The organism is Streptomyces sp. M41(2017), from assembly GCF_002078175.1.
GTDB lineage: Bacteria > Actinomycetota > Actinomycetes > Streptomycetales > Streptomycetaceae > Streptomyces.
Map to the genome: position 1 here is coordinate 638269 of NZ_MWFK01000002.1, position 18506 is coordinate 656774.

An 18506-nucleotide genomic window follows, 5' to 3' on the forward strand; every position below is an offset into this window, starting at 1 on the left:
GTCGGGACCGTGGCCGCGGGCCCTGTTCGATCATCACGGACGGGACGGGTACCCGCACGGCGTGCGGCTCACGCCGCCGGTGCCACGCCGACGGCACGACGGGGAGACGCGGGTCACATCCAGCGATGTCACAGGGGGCCGGGCTGCCTCGTCTCGTGGGTACAGGCACTGACGACCAGGGAGAAGGCCACCATGGAAGCGCGACTGAACTACTTCGCCAACCCGACCGCCGGCACGTCCCTCAAGTACTTCATGTCGGCGGGAAGGTCGCTGAAGAACTCCCCGCTGCCGCCCGCGACACAGGAGCTGGTGGCCCTGCGCGTGAGCCAGATCAACGGCTGCGCCGTCTGCATCGACATGCACACCAAGGATGCCGCCGCCGCGGGCGAGGACGCGGTGCGGCTGAACCTGGTCGCGGCGTGGCGGGAGGCCACGGTCTTCACCGAGGCCGAGCGGGCCGCCCTGGACCTGGCGGAGCAGGGGACCCGGGTCGCGGACGCGGCCACGGGTGTCAGTGACGAGGTGTGGTCGACCGCCGCGAAGCACTACGACGAGGACCAGCTCACCGCCCTGGTGATCCTGGTGGCGTTCATGAACTCGGTGAACCGGCTGAACGTCATCACGCGGCAGCCCGCCGGGGCCTACAAGCCCGGACAGTTCCACTGACGAACCGGCAGCCCCGGCCCGGGCCCGTCGCTACGCTGACCTGCCGACGGGTCCGGACGATCACCGGAAGTCGCCCGCTCCCGCCGGTACGGCCCGGCGGCAGGAGGTTCAGCCATGAGGGAGTCGACGTGAGCAAGGTCGAGGAGTTCGAGGAGCTGCGGCCGCTGCTGTTCTCGATCGCCTACCGGATCCTCGGCAGCGTGAGCGAGGCCGAGGACGCCGTCCAGGAGTCGTGGCTCCGCTACGACGGTTCCGCCACCCGCCCCACGTCGGCCAAGGCGTTCCTGTCCGCGACGGTGACGCGGATCGCGATCGACGTCCTGCGCTCGGCCCGGATGCGGCGGGAGGCCTACGTGGGTCCGTGGTTCCCCGAGCCGCTGCTGAGCGATCCGTACGAGGACCCGGCGCGTTCGGTGGAACTGGCGGACTCGGTGTCGGTGGCGGCGCTGCTCCTGCTGGAACGGCTCAGCCCCCTGGAACGCTCCGTCTTCGTGCTGCGGGACGTGTTCGCCTTCGAGTTCGACGAGATCGCGCGGGCGGTGGGGCGTTCGGAGGCGGCCTGCCGGCAGTTGCTCGTACGGGCGCGGCGGCACATGGCGGACGGGCGGCCCCGGTTCGCGGCGGACCGTGAACAGCGGCAGGAGCTGGCGACGCGGTTCTTCGACGCGTTGAAGGACGGCGACGTGGGCTCGCTGCGGAACATGCTGGCGGCGGACGTCCAGCTGGTCGGGGACGGCGGCGGCAAGGTGCCGCAGTTGTCCCGGGCGGTCGTCGGGGCCGAGAACGTGGCCCGGCTGCTGGCCTCCGTCTACCCGCACATGGCCCTGATCGACGTGACGTTCGAGGTGCACGAGGTCAACGGCCAGCCGGGCGCGGTGTTCCGGACGCGGGACGGCGATGTCCTGCACACCATGGCCCTCGACGTGGTCGACGGCCGGATCCTGACCATTCGCTCGGTGATCAATCCCGACAAGCTCGGCCACCTCGGGCCGGTCGCGGACGCCTGGGCGGTCGACCGCGAGGTGAAGGACGCGCGTCGGCGGACGAGTTGAGGCCGGGGCGGGCCGGGGTCGTCCGGCGGCGCGCGTGAACCGCCGACGGCTGGGGCGGGCGGTGCGTCCCGGACGCGTCACAGGGCGTCGGCCCACCGTCTGGGCCGGGACGTTGATCCATCGGAATGATTCGCGGGCGCCGCAGGGTGAACGACGGGGCGATGCGCCCCGCCTCGACAGTGGCGACCCTCCGTACTCACTAGCGTCGCCTCTTGTGTCGATGAGCTATGCCTTTGTGAACCTGAAACCCGGAGTGGGCAAGACGACGAGCGCGGTGTGGTTGGCTCACGCACTGCACGAGTCGGGCCACTCCCCCCTGCTGGTGGACAGCGATCCCGCGTCCTCGGCGCTGCGGTGGAGCGAACTGGCGGGCGGCTTCCCGTTCCCGGTCTTCTCCCTGCCCGTGGGCGACGTGCACCGACGGGTGAACGACTTCCTCGGCGACCGGCGTGCCGTGGTCTTCGACGCCCCGCAGATGGAGGATCACGCCCCCATCGCCCGGAGCATCATGCGGTACGCGAGCGAGTGGATCGTGCCGGTCACCCCCTCCCCCATCGAGCTGGACCGGATGGCGCCGATCGGCGGCGAGATGGGCGACGTCCAGTCGCTGCGCGCCCGGCCGGCCCGCTCCGCCGTGCTCCTGAACCGTACGAACCGCCCCGACGCCACGCGGACCGGGCCCGACGCCGATGCCCGTGAGGCGCTCACCGAGCGGGGCTTCGACGTGCTGTCCACCCACATTCCACGGCTCGACCTGTACGCCCAGTCGTTCGGCAGCCCTGTGGAGGTCAAGGGCTCGGCGTACATGGACCTCGCGGACGAACTCATCAAGCGTCAGGAATCGCAGTGAACCAGCGCAGGGACACCTACCGGGCCGCCTTGCAGCGGGACACGGACACCGCCGCACCGCGCCGGGCCGCCGCACCGCCCCACTCGTCGGTCACGCGCCTGGATCTGCGCTACGTGCGCGTGACGATCGAACTCGACCCCGCCGTTCCGCGCGAGGTGACGCGATGGGTGGGGCCTCCGGTGTCCGCCCTGATGCGCGTCGGCGCGGCGGTGCTGCGCCCGCTCACCGGTACCGCCTGACCGGCCGCCCCCTCCCTCCCCCGGCAGACGCAGAACGGGCCGCGTACGGAACGCGGCCCGTTTGCCGTCTCCACGGACCGCCTCTACGATGGGGAAATATAATTTAGCTCGCGAGATAAATTGTCTCGCGCCTCGCCTCTTCGAGGAGCCTCATGAGCGGTCTGCACGGAAACCACGACCTGGGACACACCGTCGCCGGATGGACGGGAACGGCCGTCGCCGTCCTCGGCGTCTGCGTCACGGGCGCGGCCCTGACGCGGGGGTCGTCGGCCGGCATCACCGTCGGGGCCGCGGTGATCGTCGCGGCCGCGCTGGTCACCTGGGTGCTGCACCTGGGCGGGTGGGGCAAGCCGAGCGGCCCCCGCCCCGTCGGTGAACAGAACTGGCGCACGAAGGACCGGGCGGCGGCGGAGGGACACCCCGGCTGCCTCGGATGCCGTCTGGCCGGCCGTTCAGGACCGCGCCGCGCGGCTGCGAAGGGGAGCGTGCCGTTGCCCGCCGCGCGGGCCGCGGGGCAGGGCGAACCGGCCCGATCCATGGCTCCCGCGCCGGCCCCGGCGGCGGTACGGGGCGACGGTGGGCGCTGAAACCGACCTGCCAAGGGCGGAGCCGCCCCGCGTCCTCACCCGACCGTGACGCCCTCAGGTCCGAGCGGCCGACGAACCCTCGCCCCGGGAAGCGTCTCTGATGTCGTCGAGGCTCTCCTGCATCACGGTCCGGGCCTTCCCGAACCAGTCGGCCAGAACGGCCACCTCGTCGGCCGAGTAGTCGGCGAAGAGCAGACGCAGTCGCTCGTAGAACGGGCCGTACACCTCGAGAATGCGGGCCTGCGCCGATTCGTCCATCACGACCCAGACGCGCCGACGGTCCTTCAGGTCGCTTTCCCTGCGGATGAAACGGGCCTTCTCCAGCCGGTTGAGCACACCCGTCACCGCGCCGGTGCTCAGCCGGGCCCGCGCGGCCAGGTCGCTGGCACCGAGGGACCGGCCGGCCATGGACGACTCGATCACGAATCCGAGGCAGGTCAGGTCGGTCACGTTGAGCCCGAGCCGTCCGGCGATGTCCTGCTGGCCGAACTGCGCGAGCGCGATCAGGCGGTCCATCTCGAACAACGCCTGGTCAGCGGTCGCCTCGGGACGCGCCTTGCCCTCCATGCATCACCTATGACCCACGACATCACCACGCCAAGCCGAATCGGACAGGACAAACCCTAGCGTTCATCCGTCCGGACCCCGGACCGTGGCGTGGGCTCGGCACACGGCGGAGCGGGCCGGCCGGCCCGCCCGGGGGCACGATGCCGCCGGCCGGCTCAGGATGCCGACGGCCGGGACGGCGTTCAGGTCTCCAGGGGGTGGCCGCCGTCGCCCTCGACCACCACACGGTCCACGCCCGGCTCGTCGGCCCGCTCGACCATCGTGACGTCGATCTCGCCGTCGCCGTCGGTGTCGAACTGGTAGAGGTCGGCCTTGCCGTCGCCCGTGGTGTCGGTCATCCAGACGTCGGTCTTGCCGTCGCCGTTGGTGTCGGCGCTGAGGAGGACGTTGTGCTCGTCCCCCTGGGTCTCGACCGCTTCCTGCGTACCCTCATTCGTCTCCATGACCGCCGGTTGCCCCGGCCCGGGGGTCCGAAACTACGGGCCCTCGCGCCGGTCGGCGACCACCCGGCCCACCTCTCGCGGCGGGCGGACCGACCGGAACGGATCGTGCGCGGTCACCCTGCCAGGAACTCGGTCAGCACACGGTTCAGTTCGGCCGGCCGTTCCGTCGGGAGGGAGTGGTGGGACGCTTCCGGGAGGACGACGACGCGTGCGTCGGGCAGGAGCGCGCCGGCCTCCGCGGCCACCCGGCGCGCGTTGTGCGCACGGCTGCGCCCGGCGGCCACAACCAGCGTGGGCACGGTGCACGCCCGTACGTCCCGTGCACGGGGGCGGCGCATCGCGACGATCTTCGACCGGTGCGCGGTGGCGGTGCTGCCGAGGAACGTCCGCCAGGCCGGTTCCCCGGGGACACCGCCCGTCTCCCACGCGTGGAAGGCCTGGACGCGCTCGGCTGTGGGGCGCAGCAGCATCGGCAGTGCGCGGAGCAGGTATGCGGGGTTCATCCCGGCGAAGCACTGGGTGGGGTCGAGCAGCGCGAGCCGGCGGAGCCTCCGCGGGGCGTGCGCCGCGTAGTGGAGGGCGATCCAGGCGCCGTAGGAGTGGCCGCACAAGTCCGCTCCGTCCAGGGCGAGTTCGTCGAAGAGCGCGTCGAGCCATGCCGTCAGGTCACCGACGCCGCGCAGCGGCGCCCCGTCGTGCCGGCTGCGGCCGATGTCGCCCATGAGGTCGGGCGCGTGGACGCGATGCGTGGCGGCGAGGGCGCCGACGGTGGCGAACCACACCACGGAGGTGGTGCCACCGCCGGGCAGCAGCACCAGCGGGGGGCCACCCTCGGGACCGGCGATCTGGACCCGGGTCGTCCCGTACGGGGACGGCACGTCGACGCTGTCGACGGGTACGGGCCACCGCCGCAGGACGGTGTCGTACGCGGTGAGGAATCCGTTCTCGCCATCCATGATCGCCGCCTATGATTGCTCGACCAACGATAATCTCGATGGTCGCGATATTATCATCGGGAGGGATGTCATGGCCGAACGGGACCCGGAACTCCAACTCGTTCATCTGCTGCGCGCCGTCGCGGTGGAACTCGACCTGTTCGCGGGCGAGTTCGCCGGCCTGCACCGACTGCACCCGACCGACGTACGGGCGCTGATCCACCTGCTGGACGCGGCGCGCGCGGACACACCCGCGACCCCGGGATGGCTCGGTGCGCAGCTCGGGGTGAACTCGGCGTCGACCACCGCGCTGGTCGACCGGCTGGAGCGGCTGGACCTGGTCCGCCGGGAGCGCGACACGACCGACCGCCGCCGGGTCCTGCTGACGGTCACCGACGGAGCCGTGACCCTGGGCTGGTCGTTCTTCGGCCCGCTGATCGCGGAGATGGTCGCCTCGATGCGCTCCTTCAACGACCGGGACCTCGCTGTCGTCCGACGCTTCCTGCTGTCGATGCGCGATGTCGCCGCGGCGGGTCGACGGATTCAGCGGACGGGCGGGACCAGCGGCGAGGAGTAGGGGGTGCCCGCCCTGGCCCCCTATTCCGTCGGGGGTGTCTCAGACCGACGCCGGGGGGCCGGTGCGGACGGACGGGTCGCGGCGGAAGGTCTCCGCGACCGCTGTGTTCGCCACCACGACGACCGCCAGGACGATCGCGGCGCCATGGTGTCCCAGCGCGTGGAGGGCCACCGTGCTGCCGCCCAGCACCAGCGCCTTCACCAGCAGCACGAAGGGCAGCGCCGGTCTCAGCCTGGCCTTCGGAGCGGCGAACAGGCCCCATAGGGCGATGGCCGCCAGCGGGACGCCCACGCCGAGGGCGACGCGGAGCACCACGTTCTCTCCGGTGCTGAATCCCCACCGGCTCAGGAGGGCCAGGGCGGCCAGTTCCAGCAGGAACGCCAGGACTTCGTTGGCGGCGAACCACCACGGTCCGGGCAGGACGGCGGGCTCGGGGTCCTTCGGCATGACGTCCTCTCGGCGTGCTCGTCGGTGCCAGCATGGCAGGAGACGGTGCGTGACGTGCGCGTTCACCGAACCAGGTCGGGACGCCCCGGCGCTCCGGTGCTCCGTCCGTCGGGCAAGATGGGGTCCATGACCGAGATCCGCACCCCCCGCCTGCTTCTGCGCCGCTGGTACGACGACGACCTCGCCCCCATGGCGGAGATCAACGCGGACCCCCAGGTCATGCGCTGGGTCGACGACGGCACGGTCCTCGGCCTCGACGACACGGCCGAGGCGATCGAGCGGTGGGAGGACGAGTGGGACGAGGAGGGCTTCGGGCTGTTCGCGGTCGAGCTGCTCGCCTCCGGTGAGCTCGTCGGCTTCGCCGGACTGTCCGTGCCCGAGTTCCTGCCGGAGGTGGCGTCCGACGTGGCGATCTGCTGGCGGCTCGGCACCCCGTTCTGGGGGCAGGGCTACGCGTCCGAAGCCGCCCACGCCACGCTGGAGTTCGCGCTCCAGGACCGCAACCTCGACCGGGTCGTCAGCATCAACCGCGTGGGCAACGAAGCGTCGGAGAACGTCGTCCGCAAGCTCGGCATGAAGCTGGAGCGGGAGGCGGTGCACCCGGAGTACGACTTCCCTCTGAGCATCCACTCCATCGACCTGACCGAGTTCCAGGCCTGACGGGGGACCCGGCGCTCCCCCGCCGGATCCGCCCGTCCTGTCAGGCGTTCGCGGGTGCCGGCCGCCGGAGCAGATAGATCCCGGCGACGGAGACCAGGACCGCCATACAGGCGATGAAGACCAGGCCCGCCCCCTCCAGCCCGATGGGCCCCACCAGCAGTCCCACCCCGATCACCGGCAGCGAGATGCCCGTGTAGGCGACCACGAACAGGGTGGAGATGACCGCCGCGCGCTGGTCCGCGGGGGACGCGCCCGCCACGGTGGACAGCGCCCCGCGGAACGCCAGTCCCTGACCGGTCCCGCCGACCAGGGCGCTGAGCACCACCAGCACCATCAGGTCCCAGCGAAGAGCGCCCGCGAGCAGCGCCAGCCCGGCGAGGAGTGCGGCGCAGCCCAGCGGGAGCGACCGGGTGGGTCCGACCCGGCCGACGGCGAGCTGACCCGCGGTCGAGGCGAAGAAGGCAAGAGCGACGACCAGCCCGGTCACGGCGTGGTCGGTCACGTTCAGGGACTCCGCGAGGAACGCCGGGCTGACCGAGGTGAACACCCCGAAGAGCGCGAACCCCACGAACGCGGCGATGGCGGGCGGGCCGAACACCGCCCGCACCTCCCGGGGCAGGCGGGGCCGGTGCGGTCGCAGGCTGCTGAGCGGGCTGCGCTCCCCCACGGTCTCCCGGAGCCACAGCACGACGGCGACCGAGCAGGCCACCAGGGCGAGGTGCACGATGAACGGAAGGTACAGAGGCCAGGGGGCGAACTGCGCGAGCAACCCGGCGAGCAGCGGCCCGCAGCCCAGTCCGCCCATGTTCGCGGCGGTCGCCACGAAGGTGGCCCTGGCCGAGCCGCCGCGGGGTGCCAGTTCCATCACGTAGGCCGTGGCGGCTCCGGTGAACAGCCCGGCGGACAGACCCGACATCAGCCGACCCGCGTAGAGCCAGCCCAGGCCGGTGGCGCACAGGAAGCAGACCGCGCTCAGCGCGGCGAAGCCGAGACCGCACAGCAGAACGGGACGTCTGCCGACCGAGTCGGAGGCGTTGCCCGCCAGGAGCAGCACCCCGATGACTCCGAAGGCGTACACCGCATAGACCACGGTGACCATCAGCTCGGAGAAGTCGAACTTGTCCTGGTAGAGGCCGTAAAGGGGGGTGGGCAGGGTGGTGCCGGCCATGCACACGGCGAACACGGCACCACCGAGCAGGCACGCACGCCACCCCGGGCGATCATCACCTTCCATGCCGCCGACACTAACCGTGCCGACGCGCGTCGGCCCCGCCCGACGTGCCGGGCGGGGCCGAGCGGCCGTGCACGGGGCGCGTGGTGCGCGTCCCGGCACACGGGTCCGCCTCCCCCCGTACCGGAGGCGGACCGTGCCGGGTGGCCCGGCGGTGGGTCGGGGCGGGACGCACACGGGGAGGTGTGTGCGTCCCGTCCGTCAGGGGCAGCCGGCGGGTGTCGGCTGCGACGCGTCGTGGATCAGCGCGGTGTGGGCGGCCTTCAGGCGTTTCACATCGGGCTTGACCACCTTGCGGTCGTAGGTGACGAGTCCGTTCAACTCGCCCTCCACATCGGAGATCTGGGTGTAGACGGCGCCGTTGCCTCCCTTGCAGGCGAGCTGGTGCACCTCGTCGAGCCGGGCCAGGTAGTCGTCGGTGTACGCCGAGGGGTCGACGTCCACGTAGGACTGCTGGACCGACCAGGCGTGTCCGGGTACCGCGAGGCCGAGGCCTCCGTACTCACCGCTGACCAGCGCCCGTTTCCCGTCCGGATTCGGTGGGAGTGCCGGGCTCGGGTAGCCGTGCTCGTCGATGATGTCGCCGGTGCCTCCGTCGACGCCGAGGTTGATGCCGGACATGGAGTTGACGAGACGGGTCGGGTCCCAGGACTTGGCCTGGTCGGCGATACGGGCCTCGTCGTACTGGCCCCAGCCCTCGTTGAAGGTCACCCACATGACGACCGACGGGCTGCTGATGTGCTCGTCGATCATCTGCTTCATCTCGCGCTCGTACTCGGCGCGGGACGCGGCGTCCGGGTTCACACCGGCGGTCATGGCGGGCATGTCCTGCCAGACCATCAGGCCGAGCCGGTCCGCCCAGTAGAACCAGCGGTCGGGTTCCACCTTGATGTGCTTGCGGACCGCGTTGAAGCCCATCTCCTTGTGCATCTTCAGGTCGTACGCCAGTGCCTCGTCGGTCGGCGCGGTGTGCAGGCCGTCGGGCCAGAAGCCCTGGTCGAGGGTGGCCATCATGAAGACGGGTTTGCCGTTGAGGACGGTGCGCGGGGTGCCGTTCACCTTCTCCACGGCGATCGACCGCATCCCGAAGTAGCTGCCGACGCGGTCGGCGCCGACGGAGACCTTCAGGTCGTAGAGGAACGGGTCGTCCGGCGACCACAGATGCGGGTCGGTGATCTTCAGGGTGAGCGGCTGTCCGGTACGGCCGGTCACCGTGGCGACCTTGCGGTGTCCGGCGTACGCGGTCGCGGCGACCGGCAGTCCGTCCTTGACGCCCTGGGGCTCGACGGTGAGCCGGCTGTTCCTGACGTCGGGGGTGAGCTTGAGCGAGTCGACGTGGTCGGTGGCCACCGGCTCCATCCACACCGTCTGCCAGATGCCGGAGGACGGGGTGTACCAGATGCCGCTGGGGTCGAGGCGCTGCTTGCCGACCGGCGGGTTCTCGCCGCCCGCCGCATCGGTGGGGTCGTAGACCCCGACGATCAGCTCCTGGGTCCGGCCGGGCTTCAGCGCGGCGGTGACGTCGGCGCTGAACTTGTCGTAACCGCCCTGGTGTTCGGTGACCTTGGTGCCGTTGACGTAGACCTCGGCCTTCCAGTCGACGGCGCCGAAGTTGAGCTGGAGGTGCTTGCCGGAACCGATCCGCCAGTCGGACGGGACGGTGAAGGTGCGGCGGTACCACATGCGGTCCTCGTGCCGTTCGATACCGGAGAGCTGGGACTCCACGGGGTAGGGAACGAGGATCTTCTCGGCGAGGTTCTTGCCCACGGGCGGCTTGTCGCCGGAGTCCGCGGCCGCGAACTGCCACGAGCCGTTCAGGTTCCGCCAGTTGTCCCGGGTCAGCTGCGGACGGGGGTATTCGGGAAGGGCGTTGCCCGGCCCGACATCGTCCGCCCACTTCGTGCGCAGCTGGTACGTGGAGTGGTTGGGGCCGCTGCTCCAGAAGGCGTTGACAACGTTGCCGTCCTCGCCGGAGAGGCCGCCCTTTCCGTCGTAGCGCAGGTCGGCGGTGCCGCGGGCCGTGCCGGTCTTGTTGCCGACGACGGGTTCCTTCAGTCCGACGATGAGGGACTTGGGGTCGGCGGGGTCGAGTTTCGCCGTGGACAGCGGCCACTTGGCGCCGCCGATGACGGCCTCGACGTGGTCGGTGAGGCCGGCCGGGGGTGCGGTCAGGGCCTGGGCGAAGTCGAGGCGCAGGGTGCGCCCGTCCTTCTCGACCGTGGTCGCGACGGCACCGTCGTAGGCGTAGCCGTCGGGCAGCCGGAGAGCCGACTGGGGGACGGCGGCCTTGGTGCCGCCCGGCGGGGTCCAGCGCAGGTGGAGGTTGGAGCCGCCGAAGTGCTCGAAGTACTCGACCTTGATGTCGTAGGCCTGTCCGGCGGTCAGGTCGACGGGCTGGGAGGTCTGTTCCTTGTCCCAGTCGTCGACCCAGTGGTCGATGGCGAGGTGTCCGTCGATCCACACCCGGAAACCGTTGTCGCCGATGACCGAGAAGGTGTGGGCGCCGGTCTTCTCCGGCACGATACGACCCGTCCACCGGACGTTGACGTCGTCCGACTGGCCGGTGGCGAAGGCGAGTCGCGGCTCCAGGTTGTCGAAGTCGAGGTTGGTGTCGAGGCCGGTGGCCTTGAGCTCGTGGAAGTCGAAGGCGCCGGGGGCGGACTGGGTGTAGTACTCGCCCTTCAGGCCGTGGACCTCCACGGGGTCGTCGGCGGCTGTGGCGGCGGGGACGGCCGTGAGTCCGGCCATGCCGAGCAGCACGGCGAAGAGGAGTGTCAGGTGAGTTCGGAGTCTGCTGATGCGCACGGATCCTCCTTGGCTGAGGAAGGGTGGCGGCTCGTTGCTTCAGTCTGTACAACGTTGGAAGGAACGGGAGTTGGCATCACAGCACGGGTCCCGGCCGCTGTCCAGGGTCATGACAAACACCCAGGTGGCTGCGGCGCACATCGATGAAGAGGAGATCCCTTGCGGGTCAGCCTGAAGGACGTCGCCGAGCGGGCCGGCGTCTCGATCAAGACGGTTTCGAACGTCGTGAACAACTATCCGCACGTCACCCCGGCCATGCGGGCCCGGGTCCAGGAGGCCATCGACGAGCTGGGTTACCGGCCCAACCTCACCGCCCGCCACCTGCGCAAAGGCCGCACGGGCATCATCGCCCTCGCCGTTCCCGAGCTGGGCAACCCGTACTTCGCGGAGCTGGCGGGAGCCGTCATCGACGCGGCCGCCGAGCACGAGTTCACCGTGCTCCTCGACCACACGCGCGGCGACCGCGAGCAGGAGGTGCTGGTCAGCCAGGGCTTCCGGGCCAACGTCATCGACGGCCTGATCCTCAGCCCGCTGGAGCTGGAGGCGGAGGACCTGCGGTCGCGGACCGACGACGTGCCGCTCGTCCTGCTCGGCGAGCGGGAGTACGAACTGCCCTACGACCACATCGCCATCGACAACGTGGCCGCGGCGCGGAGCGCGGTACGCCATCTGCTGAGCCGCGGACGCTCACGGATCGCCTACCTGGGCGCCCGCACCGACTCGGCGAACCAGCCGGCTCATCTGCGGCTCGCGGGCTGGCGCGAGGAGCTGATGGAGGCGGGGATTCCGGCACCGGACGACCTGGTCGTGCCGGTCGGCGGCTGGGACCGGGACGAGGGCGCGCGGGGCATGGCCCACCTGCTGGATTCCGGGGTGCGTCCGGACGCGGTCTTCGCGTACAACGACCTGGTCGCGATCGGTGCGATGCGGGTGCTGCACGAACGCGGGCTGCGGGTGCCGTGGGACGTTGCGGTGGTCGGATTCGACGACATCGAGGAGGGCCGGTTCGGCGCCGTCACCCTGACGACGATCTCGCCGGACAAGCAGGCGATCGCGCGGATGGCGGTGGCCTCGCTGCTGCGCAGTCTGTCGGGCCGCACGGAGCCCGGCGGACGTGAACTGACCGCGGATTTCAGGCTGGTGGAACGCGAGAGCACGCTGGGCCGACGCTGACGGGATTTCGGAAGGAGGGCTTTACAGCCCTCTTCCAACGATGTAAAAACCTCCCCGGAACGCCAAGTACGCAGAGTTGACCGCAAGAGCCGATCATCCCCGGGAGCGCAATCAGCGCCGGGGCCGCGCCGTTTGGGGACTCCATGAAGCCGCTCACACCTCGCCATCGCACCGCCGCAAGGACCCTTCTCGCCACCGGCCTCATCACGAGCCTCGCGCTCGTCTCCGGATGCGCGAAGTCGGAGGACGACTCGTCCGGCACGGACAAGAGCTCCGCGAGCCAGGACGACCAGGGGCAGGTCGTCGCCTCGCCGTCGACGGGTTCGGGCCCGACCTGCACCATCGACGCCTACGGCGCGAAGAAGATCGACCTGAAGTCGGCCACCGTCGGCTTCTCCCAGTCCGAGAAGGAGGCCAACCCCTTCCGGATCGCCGAGACGGCGTCCATCAAGGCCGAGGCGAAGAAGCAGGGCGTGAAGCTCCTGACGGCCAACGCCCAGTCGCAGTTCTCCAAGCAGATCAGCGACGTCCAGGACCTCATCGCCAAGGGCGCCGACCTGCTGGTCATCGCGCCGCTCAACTCGGACGGCTGGGAGCCGGTGCTGCGCTCGGCCTCCGCCAAGCACATCCCGATCGTCACGATCGACCGCAAGATCAACGCCACCGCGTGCAAGGACTACGTGAGCTTCATCGGCTCCGACTTCCTGGAGCAGGGCAAGCGGGCCGCGGACCAGATGATCGAGTCGACCGGCGGCAAGGGCGAGATCGCCATCCTGCTGGGCGCCGCGGGCAACAACGTGACGACCGAGCGCACCAAGGGCTTCGAGGACCGCATCAAGGAGAAGGCCCCCGGCCTGAAGATCGTCTTCAAGCAGACCGGTGACTTCGCCCGGGAGAAGGGCCAGTCGGTCACCGAGAACCTCATCCAGTCGAAGCCCGGCATCACCGGGATCTACGCCGAGAACGACGAGATGGGCCTCGGCGCGGTCAACGCCCTCAAGGGCGCGGGCAAGCAGCCGGGCAAGGTGAAGATCGTGACGGTCGACGGGACGCGCAACGCCGTCCAGGGCATCGTCGACGGCTGGATCGACGGGGTCGTCGAGTCCAACCCGCGCTTCGGTCCGCTCGCCTTCCAGACGCTGGACACCTTCACGAAGGGCGAGAAGGTCTCCCAGGACATCGTCATCCAGGACAGCGCGTACACCAAGGACAACGCCAAGGCCGACCTGGGCAAGGCCTTCTGACATGTTGTCGGTTGCCGGTCTGTCCAAGACCTTCCCCGGCGTGAAGGCCCTGTCCCAGGTGGACTTCACGGCCCGCGCCGGGGAGGTGCACGCGCTCATCGGAGAGAACGGCGCGGGCAAGTCGACCCTCATCAAGGTCCTCACCGGTGTGTACCAGCCGGACGAGGGCGAGGTGACGTACGACGGCGCCCCGGTCCGCTTCGCCACGCCGCTCCAGGCGCAGCACGCGGGTATCTCCACGATCTACCAGGAGGTCAACCTCGTCCCGCTGATGACCGTGGCGCGCAACCTGTTCCTCGGCCGCGAGCCCCGGAACAGGCTGGGTCTGATCGACTTCCGGCGCATGCACCGGGAAGCCGGCGCCGCGCTCCGCGATCTCGGAATCCGGGTGGACGTGCGGCGACCGCTGCGCGAACTGGGCGTCGGCGCGCAGCAGATGGTCGCGCTCGCCCGCGCCGTCTCCGTCGACGCCCGCGTGGTCATCATGGACGAACCGACCTCCTCGCTCGAACCACGCGAGGTCCGCACCCTGTTCGGCGTGATCCGGATGCTGCGCGAGCGGGGCATCGCGGTGATCTACGTCAGTCACCGGCTCGACGAGCTGTACGAGATCTGCGACGCGGTCACCGTGCTGCGCGACGGCAAGGTCGTGCACACGGGCCCCATCGCCGAACTCGACCGGCTCCGGCTGGTGGCGCTGATGCTGGGCCGGGAGATCTCGGACGTACGGGAGGACGGGCTGACCAAGTTCGCCGGCGGTCACGACACGGAGGCCGAACCGATCCTGCGCGCCAGTGGCCTGACGGTCCGCCACCAACTGGACGGGGTGTCGGTGTCGGTGCGCCCCGGAGAGGTGGTGGGGCTCGGCGGGCTGCTCGGTTCCGGCCGCAGCGAGACCGCCAAGGCCATCGCGGGGGCACTGCCCACCGACTCCGGTCAGGTCGAGGTGGCGGGGGTCCGGGTCCGCACCGGGTCGACCCCGGCCGCCATCCGCGCGGGCATCAGCCTGCTGCCCGAGGACCGCAAGGCCGAGGGCATCGTGCCGGGCCTGTCGGTCCGCGAGAACATCGCGCTCGCCGCCCTTCCCGGGCTGTCCCGCTTCGGTCTGGTCGACGAGGCGCGGATCGACCGGATCGTCGACACCTTCGTCGAGCGGCTGCGTATCAAGGCGGCGAGTCCGCACCAGAAGGTCGGCGAACTCTCCGGCGGCAACCAGCAGAAGGTGCTGCTGGCCCGCTGGCTGGCCATGCAGCCGAAGATCCTGCTGCTGGACGAGCCGACCCGCGGCATCGACGTGGGCGCCAAGGCCGAAGTGCAGAAGCTGATCGACGAACTCGCCGACGACGGACTGGCCGTCCTGCTCATCTCCTCCGATCCGGAGGAACTGATCGAGGGCAGTGACCGGGTGATCGTCCTCAAGGACGGCGCCGTGGTGGAGGAGTTGACCGGTGACGCCGTCACCGAGGACCGGCTGATGCGCGCCATCGCCGCGGCGCCCGCCGCCACCGCTGTCGGCACCGGCCCGGGAGGCCACGATGACTGATCTGACGCTCGGCCGGCCGGCCGTCGACCGGGACCGTCTGCTGCGCCTCCTCCAGGAGTACGGCGTCTACCTGGGCGTCGTGGTCCTGCTGCTGGTGAACACCGTCTTCACCCCGCACTTCCTGTCCACGGAGAACTTCCGCACGCAGGCGGTCCAGGTCGCCCCGGTGCTGATCGTGGCCCTCGGCATGGCACTGGCGATCGGCAGCGAGGGCGTCGACCTGGCGGTGGGCTCGGTGATGGCCCTGTCCACCTCGCTGCTGTCCCTCTATCTCGGATACGGGCCCTGGCTCGCCATCCTGCTCGCCCTGGTGGGCGGGGTCGTCGTGGGGGTGGCCAGCGGATCGCTCATCGCCTTCGTGGGCGTGCAGCCGATCGTCGCGACCCTCGCGCTGATGGTCGCCGGGCGGGGGCTCGCCCTGGTGCTCCTCCCCCAGCTCAAGGACGTCCGCGACCCGACCATGGCGGACCTCGGCTCGGGCGACGTGCTGGGCGTTCCGTATCTCGTGCTGATCGCGGCGGCCCTCGCCCTGCTCGTCGCGTTCGTCGTGCGCCGCACCACGTTCGGCCGCCAGCTCCTGGCGATCGGGGACAGCCGCCCGGCGGCCAAGCTCGCCGGACTGCCGGTACGGCGCGTCCTGATCCTCGTGTACGTCTGCTCGGGAGTCCTCGCCGCGATCGCCGGCGTACTGGCCACCGCGCGGCTGACGGCGAGCGATCCGACGTCGCTCGGCAATCTGATGGAACTCTCCGCGATCACCGCGGTCGTCGTCGGCGGCACCCCGCTCAGTGGCGGCCGGGTCCGGATCGGCGGCACGGTCGCCGGCGCCGTCCTGATCCAGTTGCTCACCACGACGCTCATCAAGCACGATCTGCCGCCGTCGTGGACCCAGATCGCCCAGGCCGTGGTGATCGTCCTCGCCGTCTACGCGGCACGGGAACGAGGAAAGCGATGACGACCGACGTGGACACTCCGGTGAGCGACAGGACCACGACCGACGAGGAGCCGCTGGGGGCGCCCCGTTCGGAGCGGCTCAGCGCCCTCGCCCAGCAGCACGGCGCACTGGTGACCCTGATCGTGGCCATGATCGCCGCGTCCCTGAGCTTCGACACCTTCCTGACGTCGGACAACCTGGAGAACATGGCGCTCTCCTCGGCCTTCCTCGCGGTGGTCGCGCTGGGCATGACCTTCGTCATCGTCACCGGCGGCATCGACCTGTCGGTGGGCTCGCTCTTCGCCCTCGGCGGAGTGCTGGCGGCCTGGGGGTCGCAGTACGGGACGCTGGTCGCACTGCTCCTCCCGCTGGCCGTCTGCGGACTGATCGGTCTGGTCAACGGAGTGCTGATCGCCCGTTCGCGACTGGCTCCCTTCATCGTCACGCTCGCGTCCATGCTGGGCGCCCGGGGCATCCTGCTCTCGGTCACCGACGAGGGCTCCCAGACCTATCTGGTGGACAAGGGGTCGTTCTTCGCGAAGCTCGGCCAGGGCACCTTCCTCGGCATCGGTGTCCCCGTGTACATCACGCTGGCCCTGTTCGTGCTGGGCGCGGTCGTGCTCCGGCGCACCCGCTTCGGGCAGTACGTGTACGCGGTCGGCGGGAACGAGGACGCGGCGGCGCTGATGGGCGCCCCCGTGGCCCGTACGAAGATCTCCGTCTACATGATCTCGGGACTGTGTGCCGGGCTCGCCGGGGCACTCAACGCGGCCTGGCTGGTGTCGGGCGTGACGATCCTCGGTTCCGGCATGGAACTGGAGGCGATCTCCGCGGTCGTCATCGGCGGGACGCTGCTCACCGGAGGGTTCGGCTTCATCAGCGGCTCCCTGGTCGGCGTGCTGCTGCTGAAGGTCATCCAGAACGTCATCAACCAGATCGGCTCCCTCGACTCGGCCTACCAACAGGTGGTCAGCGGGGCGTTCCTGGCCGTCGTCGTGATCGCGCAGACCTGGCTGGGACGCCGACGTCGGGTGCTCTGAGAGGCGTGTCGTAGTACCCCGGCCGTCGCGGGCGCGGCGGGCGGGGGTACGGGCGGCGCGTCGGCCGGACGGGCGTCCGCGGTGGTCACCGCGGGCGGGCCCGTCCACCGCCGGTACCGGCTCAGGTCCTCGTCATGGCGACGCGCCAGGCGCGGATGCCCACCTCGTCCAGGGTGATGTCGATCGTCGCCGGCTCGACGGCGTCGATCCGCAGCGCGCCCTCGAACGCCTCCGTGATGTCGTGCCGCGACAGCCGGTGCGGGCCCCTGCGGCCCGACTCCGGCTCCCGGTCGCTGAAACAGAGCATGAAGTAACGCCCGCCCGGGCGCAGGATCTCGTGCAGTCCGCCGCTGAAGGCGGGGCGGTCGTCCGGGGCGAGGAGGTGGAACAGCCCGGAGTCGAGCACGGTGTCGAACCGCTCGCCCAGATCGGTGAGCCGACGGGCGTCATGGTGCAGGAACCGCACGGCGACCCCGCGTCGCTGTGCCTTCTCCTCGGCGGTCCGCAGTGCCGTGGCGGCGAGGTCGATGCCGGTGACGTCGAGGCCGAGGCCGGCGCACATGAGGGCGTGTTCGCCCGTTCCGCAGCCGACGTCCAGCACCCGTCCCCGGATGACGCCCGACCGGGCGAGATCGAGGAAGGCCGGCTGCGGGCGTCCGATCTCCCAGGGCGGCCGGACGGCGTACAGATCGTCCAGTTCCTGCCAGGGGTTCGGTACTTCGGGGTCTTCGGGCGGTGGCTGTGCGGTCATGCGAGCGGCCTTCCACCGCTGCCGCCGCCCGGCTCCGGTCCGGCGCGTGTCACGGCAGCGCTCCGGCGGCCGACTCTACGCCGAGGGTGCTCGTCGTACCGGTCGTGACCGTCGGCCGGGGTGAGGCGTCGCGTGCGCGGGGACCGGACGTGGCTCAGGGATGCGGGCGCCCGGCAGGCGGGCGGTGCTACGGGGGGCCACGTCGCGGTCGGTCAGGTGCCGGTGACCGGGCCGAGGAGGTCCCGCAGCCGGTCGCAGACCCGCTCCACGTCGGGCACCGGGGGCAGTTCGGCCGCCTCGCCCATGGCGCGTTGCAGTGCGGGCCCGTAGGTGTCGAAGCGGTCCATGGTCGCGCGGGTGACCGGCTGGACGACGAAGTGGATGTGTCCCGGTGTCCCGCCGACGTGCGACCACAGGCACACGTACACCTGTTCAGGGTCCATGACCGTGGTGACGGCGGCGCTGACGCGCTGCAGCAGGGGGCCCAGTTCGGCGGATTCCGCCGCGGTCAGCCCGGCGACGTGCAGCACGTGCCGCGTCGGCTTCACGACGACGGTTCCCAGGCCGAAGGGGCCGACGCAGTGCTCGACCACCCAGGCGTCCGTACGCAGGACGGTGCCGCCCGGCAGTGGGGTGTCGCCCGTCGTCAGGTCGCACGCGAGACAGCCGCGCACCGGTCCGGGCTCGTCGTCCCACCGTGCTCCGACCATCCCGTACCCGGCCTTTCGCGCCTGGTCACGTGCGTGGTTGCCGGCCGGGCAC

20 protein-coding genes are annotated in these 18506 nt (G+C 70.8%); 12 read left to right on the forward strand and 8 right to left on the reverse strand.

Annotation, left to right across the window (positions count from 1 at the left end):
* Positions 1 to 192: 192 nt before the first annotated feature.
* From B0675_RS28470 to B0675_RS28490, 5 genes are all read left to right on the forward strand, one after another.
* A complete protein-coding gene (locus B0675_RS28470; RefSeq protein ID WP_081222467.1) occupies positions 193 to 666 on the forward strand; it encodes a carboxymuconolactone decarboxylase family protein in 474 nt (157 codons plus the stop codon).
* A 128-nt stretch (positions 667 to 794) separates the two neighbouring features.
* Entirely contained in the window at positions 795 to 1718 is a 924-nt protein-coding gene (locus B0675_RS28475) for an RNA polymerase sigma-70 factor (protein WP_081222468.1), read from the forward strand.
* Between the two features lie 235 nt (positions 1719 to 1953).
* Positions 1954 to 2568, forward strand: coding sequence for a ParA family protein (locus tag B0675_RS28480; protein WP_241540045.1), 615 nt, complete (start codon positions 1954 to 1956; stop codon positions 2566 to 2568).
* Complete coding sequence (locus B0675_RS28485) at positions 2565 to 2807, forward strand: hypothetical protein (protein ID WP_081222470.1); 243 nt, start codon at positions 2565 to 2567, stop codon at positions 2805 to 2807. The genes B0675_RS28480 and B0675_RS28485 overlap by 4 nt, the downstream gene beginning before the upstream one ends.
* Positions 2808 to 2959: 152 nt before the next feature.
* Positions 2960 to 3394, forward strand: coding sequence for an HGxxPAAW family protein (locus tag B0675_RS28490; RefSeq protein ID WP_081222471.1), 435 nt, complete (start codon positions 2960 to 2962; stop codon positions 3392 to 3394).
* Positions 3395 to 3448: 54 nt separating this feature from the next.
* Here the strand turns inward: B0675_RS28490 and B0675_RS28495 are convergent, their stop codons facing one another.
* The 3 genes from B0675_RS28495 to B0675_RS28505 form a co-directional block, all read right to left on the reverse strand.
* Entirely contained in the window at positions 3449 to 3961 is a 513-nt protein-coding gene (locus B0675_RS28495; RefSeq protein WP_081222472.1) for a MarR family transcriptional regulator, read from the reverse strand.
* A 182-nt stretch (positions 3962 to 4143) separates the two neighbouring features.
* Positions 4144 to 4404 carry a hypothetical protein gene (locus B0675_RS28500; RefSeq protein ID WP_081222473.1) on the reverse strand — a complete coding sequence of 87 codons (261 nt, stop codon included), beginning with the start codon at positions 4402 to 4404 and terminating at the stop codon, positions 4144 to 4146.
* Positions 4405 to 4517: 113 nt separating this feature from the next.
* The gene (locus B0675_RS28505; protein ID WP_081222474.1) at positions 4518 to 5360 is read right to left on the reverse strand and encodes an alpha/beta hydrolase; all 843 of its coding nucleotides are present in this window, start codon (positions 5358 to 5360) and stop codon (positions 4518 to 4520) included.
* 70 nt (positions 5361 to 5430) lie between these two features.
* Between B0675_RS28505 and B0675_RS28510 the strand changes: the two genes are divergently transcribed.
* A complete protein-coding gene (locus tag B0675_RS28510) occupies positions 5431 to 5916 on the forward strand; it encodes a MarR family transcriptional regulator (protein ID WP_081222475.1) in 486 nt (161 codons plus the stop codon).
* A 39-nt stretch (positions 5917 to 5955) separates the two neighbouring features.
* Here B0675_RS28510 and B0675_RS28515 read toward each other — a convergent pair whose 3' ends face one another.
* Complete coding sequence (locus B0675_RS28515) at positions 5956 to 6363, reverse strand: YrdB family protein (protein ID WP_081222476.1); 408 nt, start codon at positions 6361 to 6363, stop codon at positions 5956 to 5958.
* Positions 6364 to 6489: 126 nt separating this feature from the next.
* On the opposite strand from B0675_RS28515, the gene B0675_RS28520 reads away from it, so the two are divergent.
* Positions 6490 to 7023, forward strand: coding sequence for a GNAT family N-acetyltransferase (locus B0675_RS28520; RefSeq protein WP_081223940.1), 534 nt, complete (start codon positions 6490 to 6492; stop codon positions 7021 to 7023).
* A gap of 40 nt (positions 7024 to 7063) precedes the next feature.
* Here the strand turns inward: B0675_RS28520 and B0675_RS28525 are convergent, their stop codons facing one another.
* Positions 7064 to 8257, reverse strand: a complete 1194-nt coding sequence (locus B0675_RS28525) for an MFS transporter (RefSeq protein WP_081222477.1) — start codon at positions 8255 to 8257, stop codon at positions 7064 to 7066.
* Positions 8258 to 8455: 198 nt separating this feature from the next.
* On the reverse strand, positions 8456 to 11059 hold the full coding sequence (locus tag B0675_RS28530; RefSeq protein ID WP_081222478.1) for a PA14 domain-containing protein: 2604 nt from the start codon (positions 11057 to 11059) through the stop codon (positions 8456 to 8458).
* 159 nt (positions 11060 to 11218) lie between these two features.
* Between B0675_RS28530 and B0675_RS28535 the strand changes: the two genes are divergently transcribed.
* The 5 genes from B0675_RS28535 (at position 11219) to B0675_RS28555 (ending at position 16993) form a co-directional block, all read left to right on the forward strand.
* The gene (locus B0675_RS28535) at positions 11219 to 12232 is read left to right on the forward strand and encodes a LacI family DNA-binding transcriptional regulator (RefSeq protein ID WP_081222479.1); all 1014 of its coding nucleotides are present in this window, start codon (positions 11219 to 11221) and stop codon (positions 12230 to 12232) included.
* A 143-nt stretch (positions 12233 to 12375) separates the two neighbouring features.
* Positions 12376 to 13476: an ABC transporter substrate-binding protein gene (locus tag B0675_RS28540; protein ID WP_081222480.1), complete on the forward strand. Its 1101-nt coding sequence runs from the start codon at positions 12376 to 12378 to the stop codon at positions 13474 to 13476.
* Position 13477: 1 nt separating this feature from the next.
* Positions 13478 to 15019, forward strand: a complete 1542-nt coding sequence (locus B0675_RS28545) for a sugar ABC transporter ATP-binding protein (RefSeq protein ID WP_081222481.1) — start codon at positions 13478 to 13480, stop codon at positions 15017 to 15019.
* Positions 15012 to 15974: an ABC transporter permease gene (locus tag B0675_RS28550; protein ID WP_081222482.1), complete on the forward strand. Its 963-nt coding sequence runs from the start codon at positions 15012 to 15014 to the stop codon at positions 15972 to 15974. Before B0675_RS28545 ends, B0675_RS28550 begins: the two co-directional genes overlap by 8 nt.
* Complete coding sequence (locus B0675_RS28555) at positions 15971 to 16993, forward strand: ABC transporter permease (RefSeq protein ID WP_081222483.1); 1023 nt, start codon at positions 15971 to 15973, stop codon at positions 16991 to 16993. Before B0675_RS28550 ends, B0675_RS28555 begins: the two co-directional genes overlap by 4 nt.
* A 121-nt stretch (positions 16994 to 17114) precedes the next feature.
* On the opposite strand, the gene B0675_RS28560 is transcribed toward B0675_RS28555, so the two are convergent.
* Complete coding sequence (locus tag B0675_RS28560; RefSeq protein ID WP_081222484.1) at positions 17115 to 17744, reverse strand: class I SAM-dependent methyltransferase; 630 nt, start codon at positions 17742 to 17744, stop codon at positions 17115 to 17117.
* 212 nt (positions 17745 to 17956) lie between these two features.
* A complete protein-coding gene (locus B0675_RS28565) occupies positions 17957 to 18454 on the reverse strand; it encodes a hypothetical protein (protein ID WP_081222485.1) in 498 nt (165 codons plus the stop codon).
* Positions 18455 to 18506 lie beyond the last annotated feature (52 nt).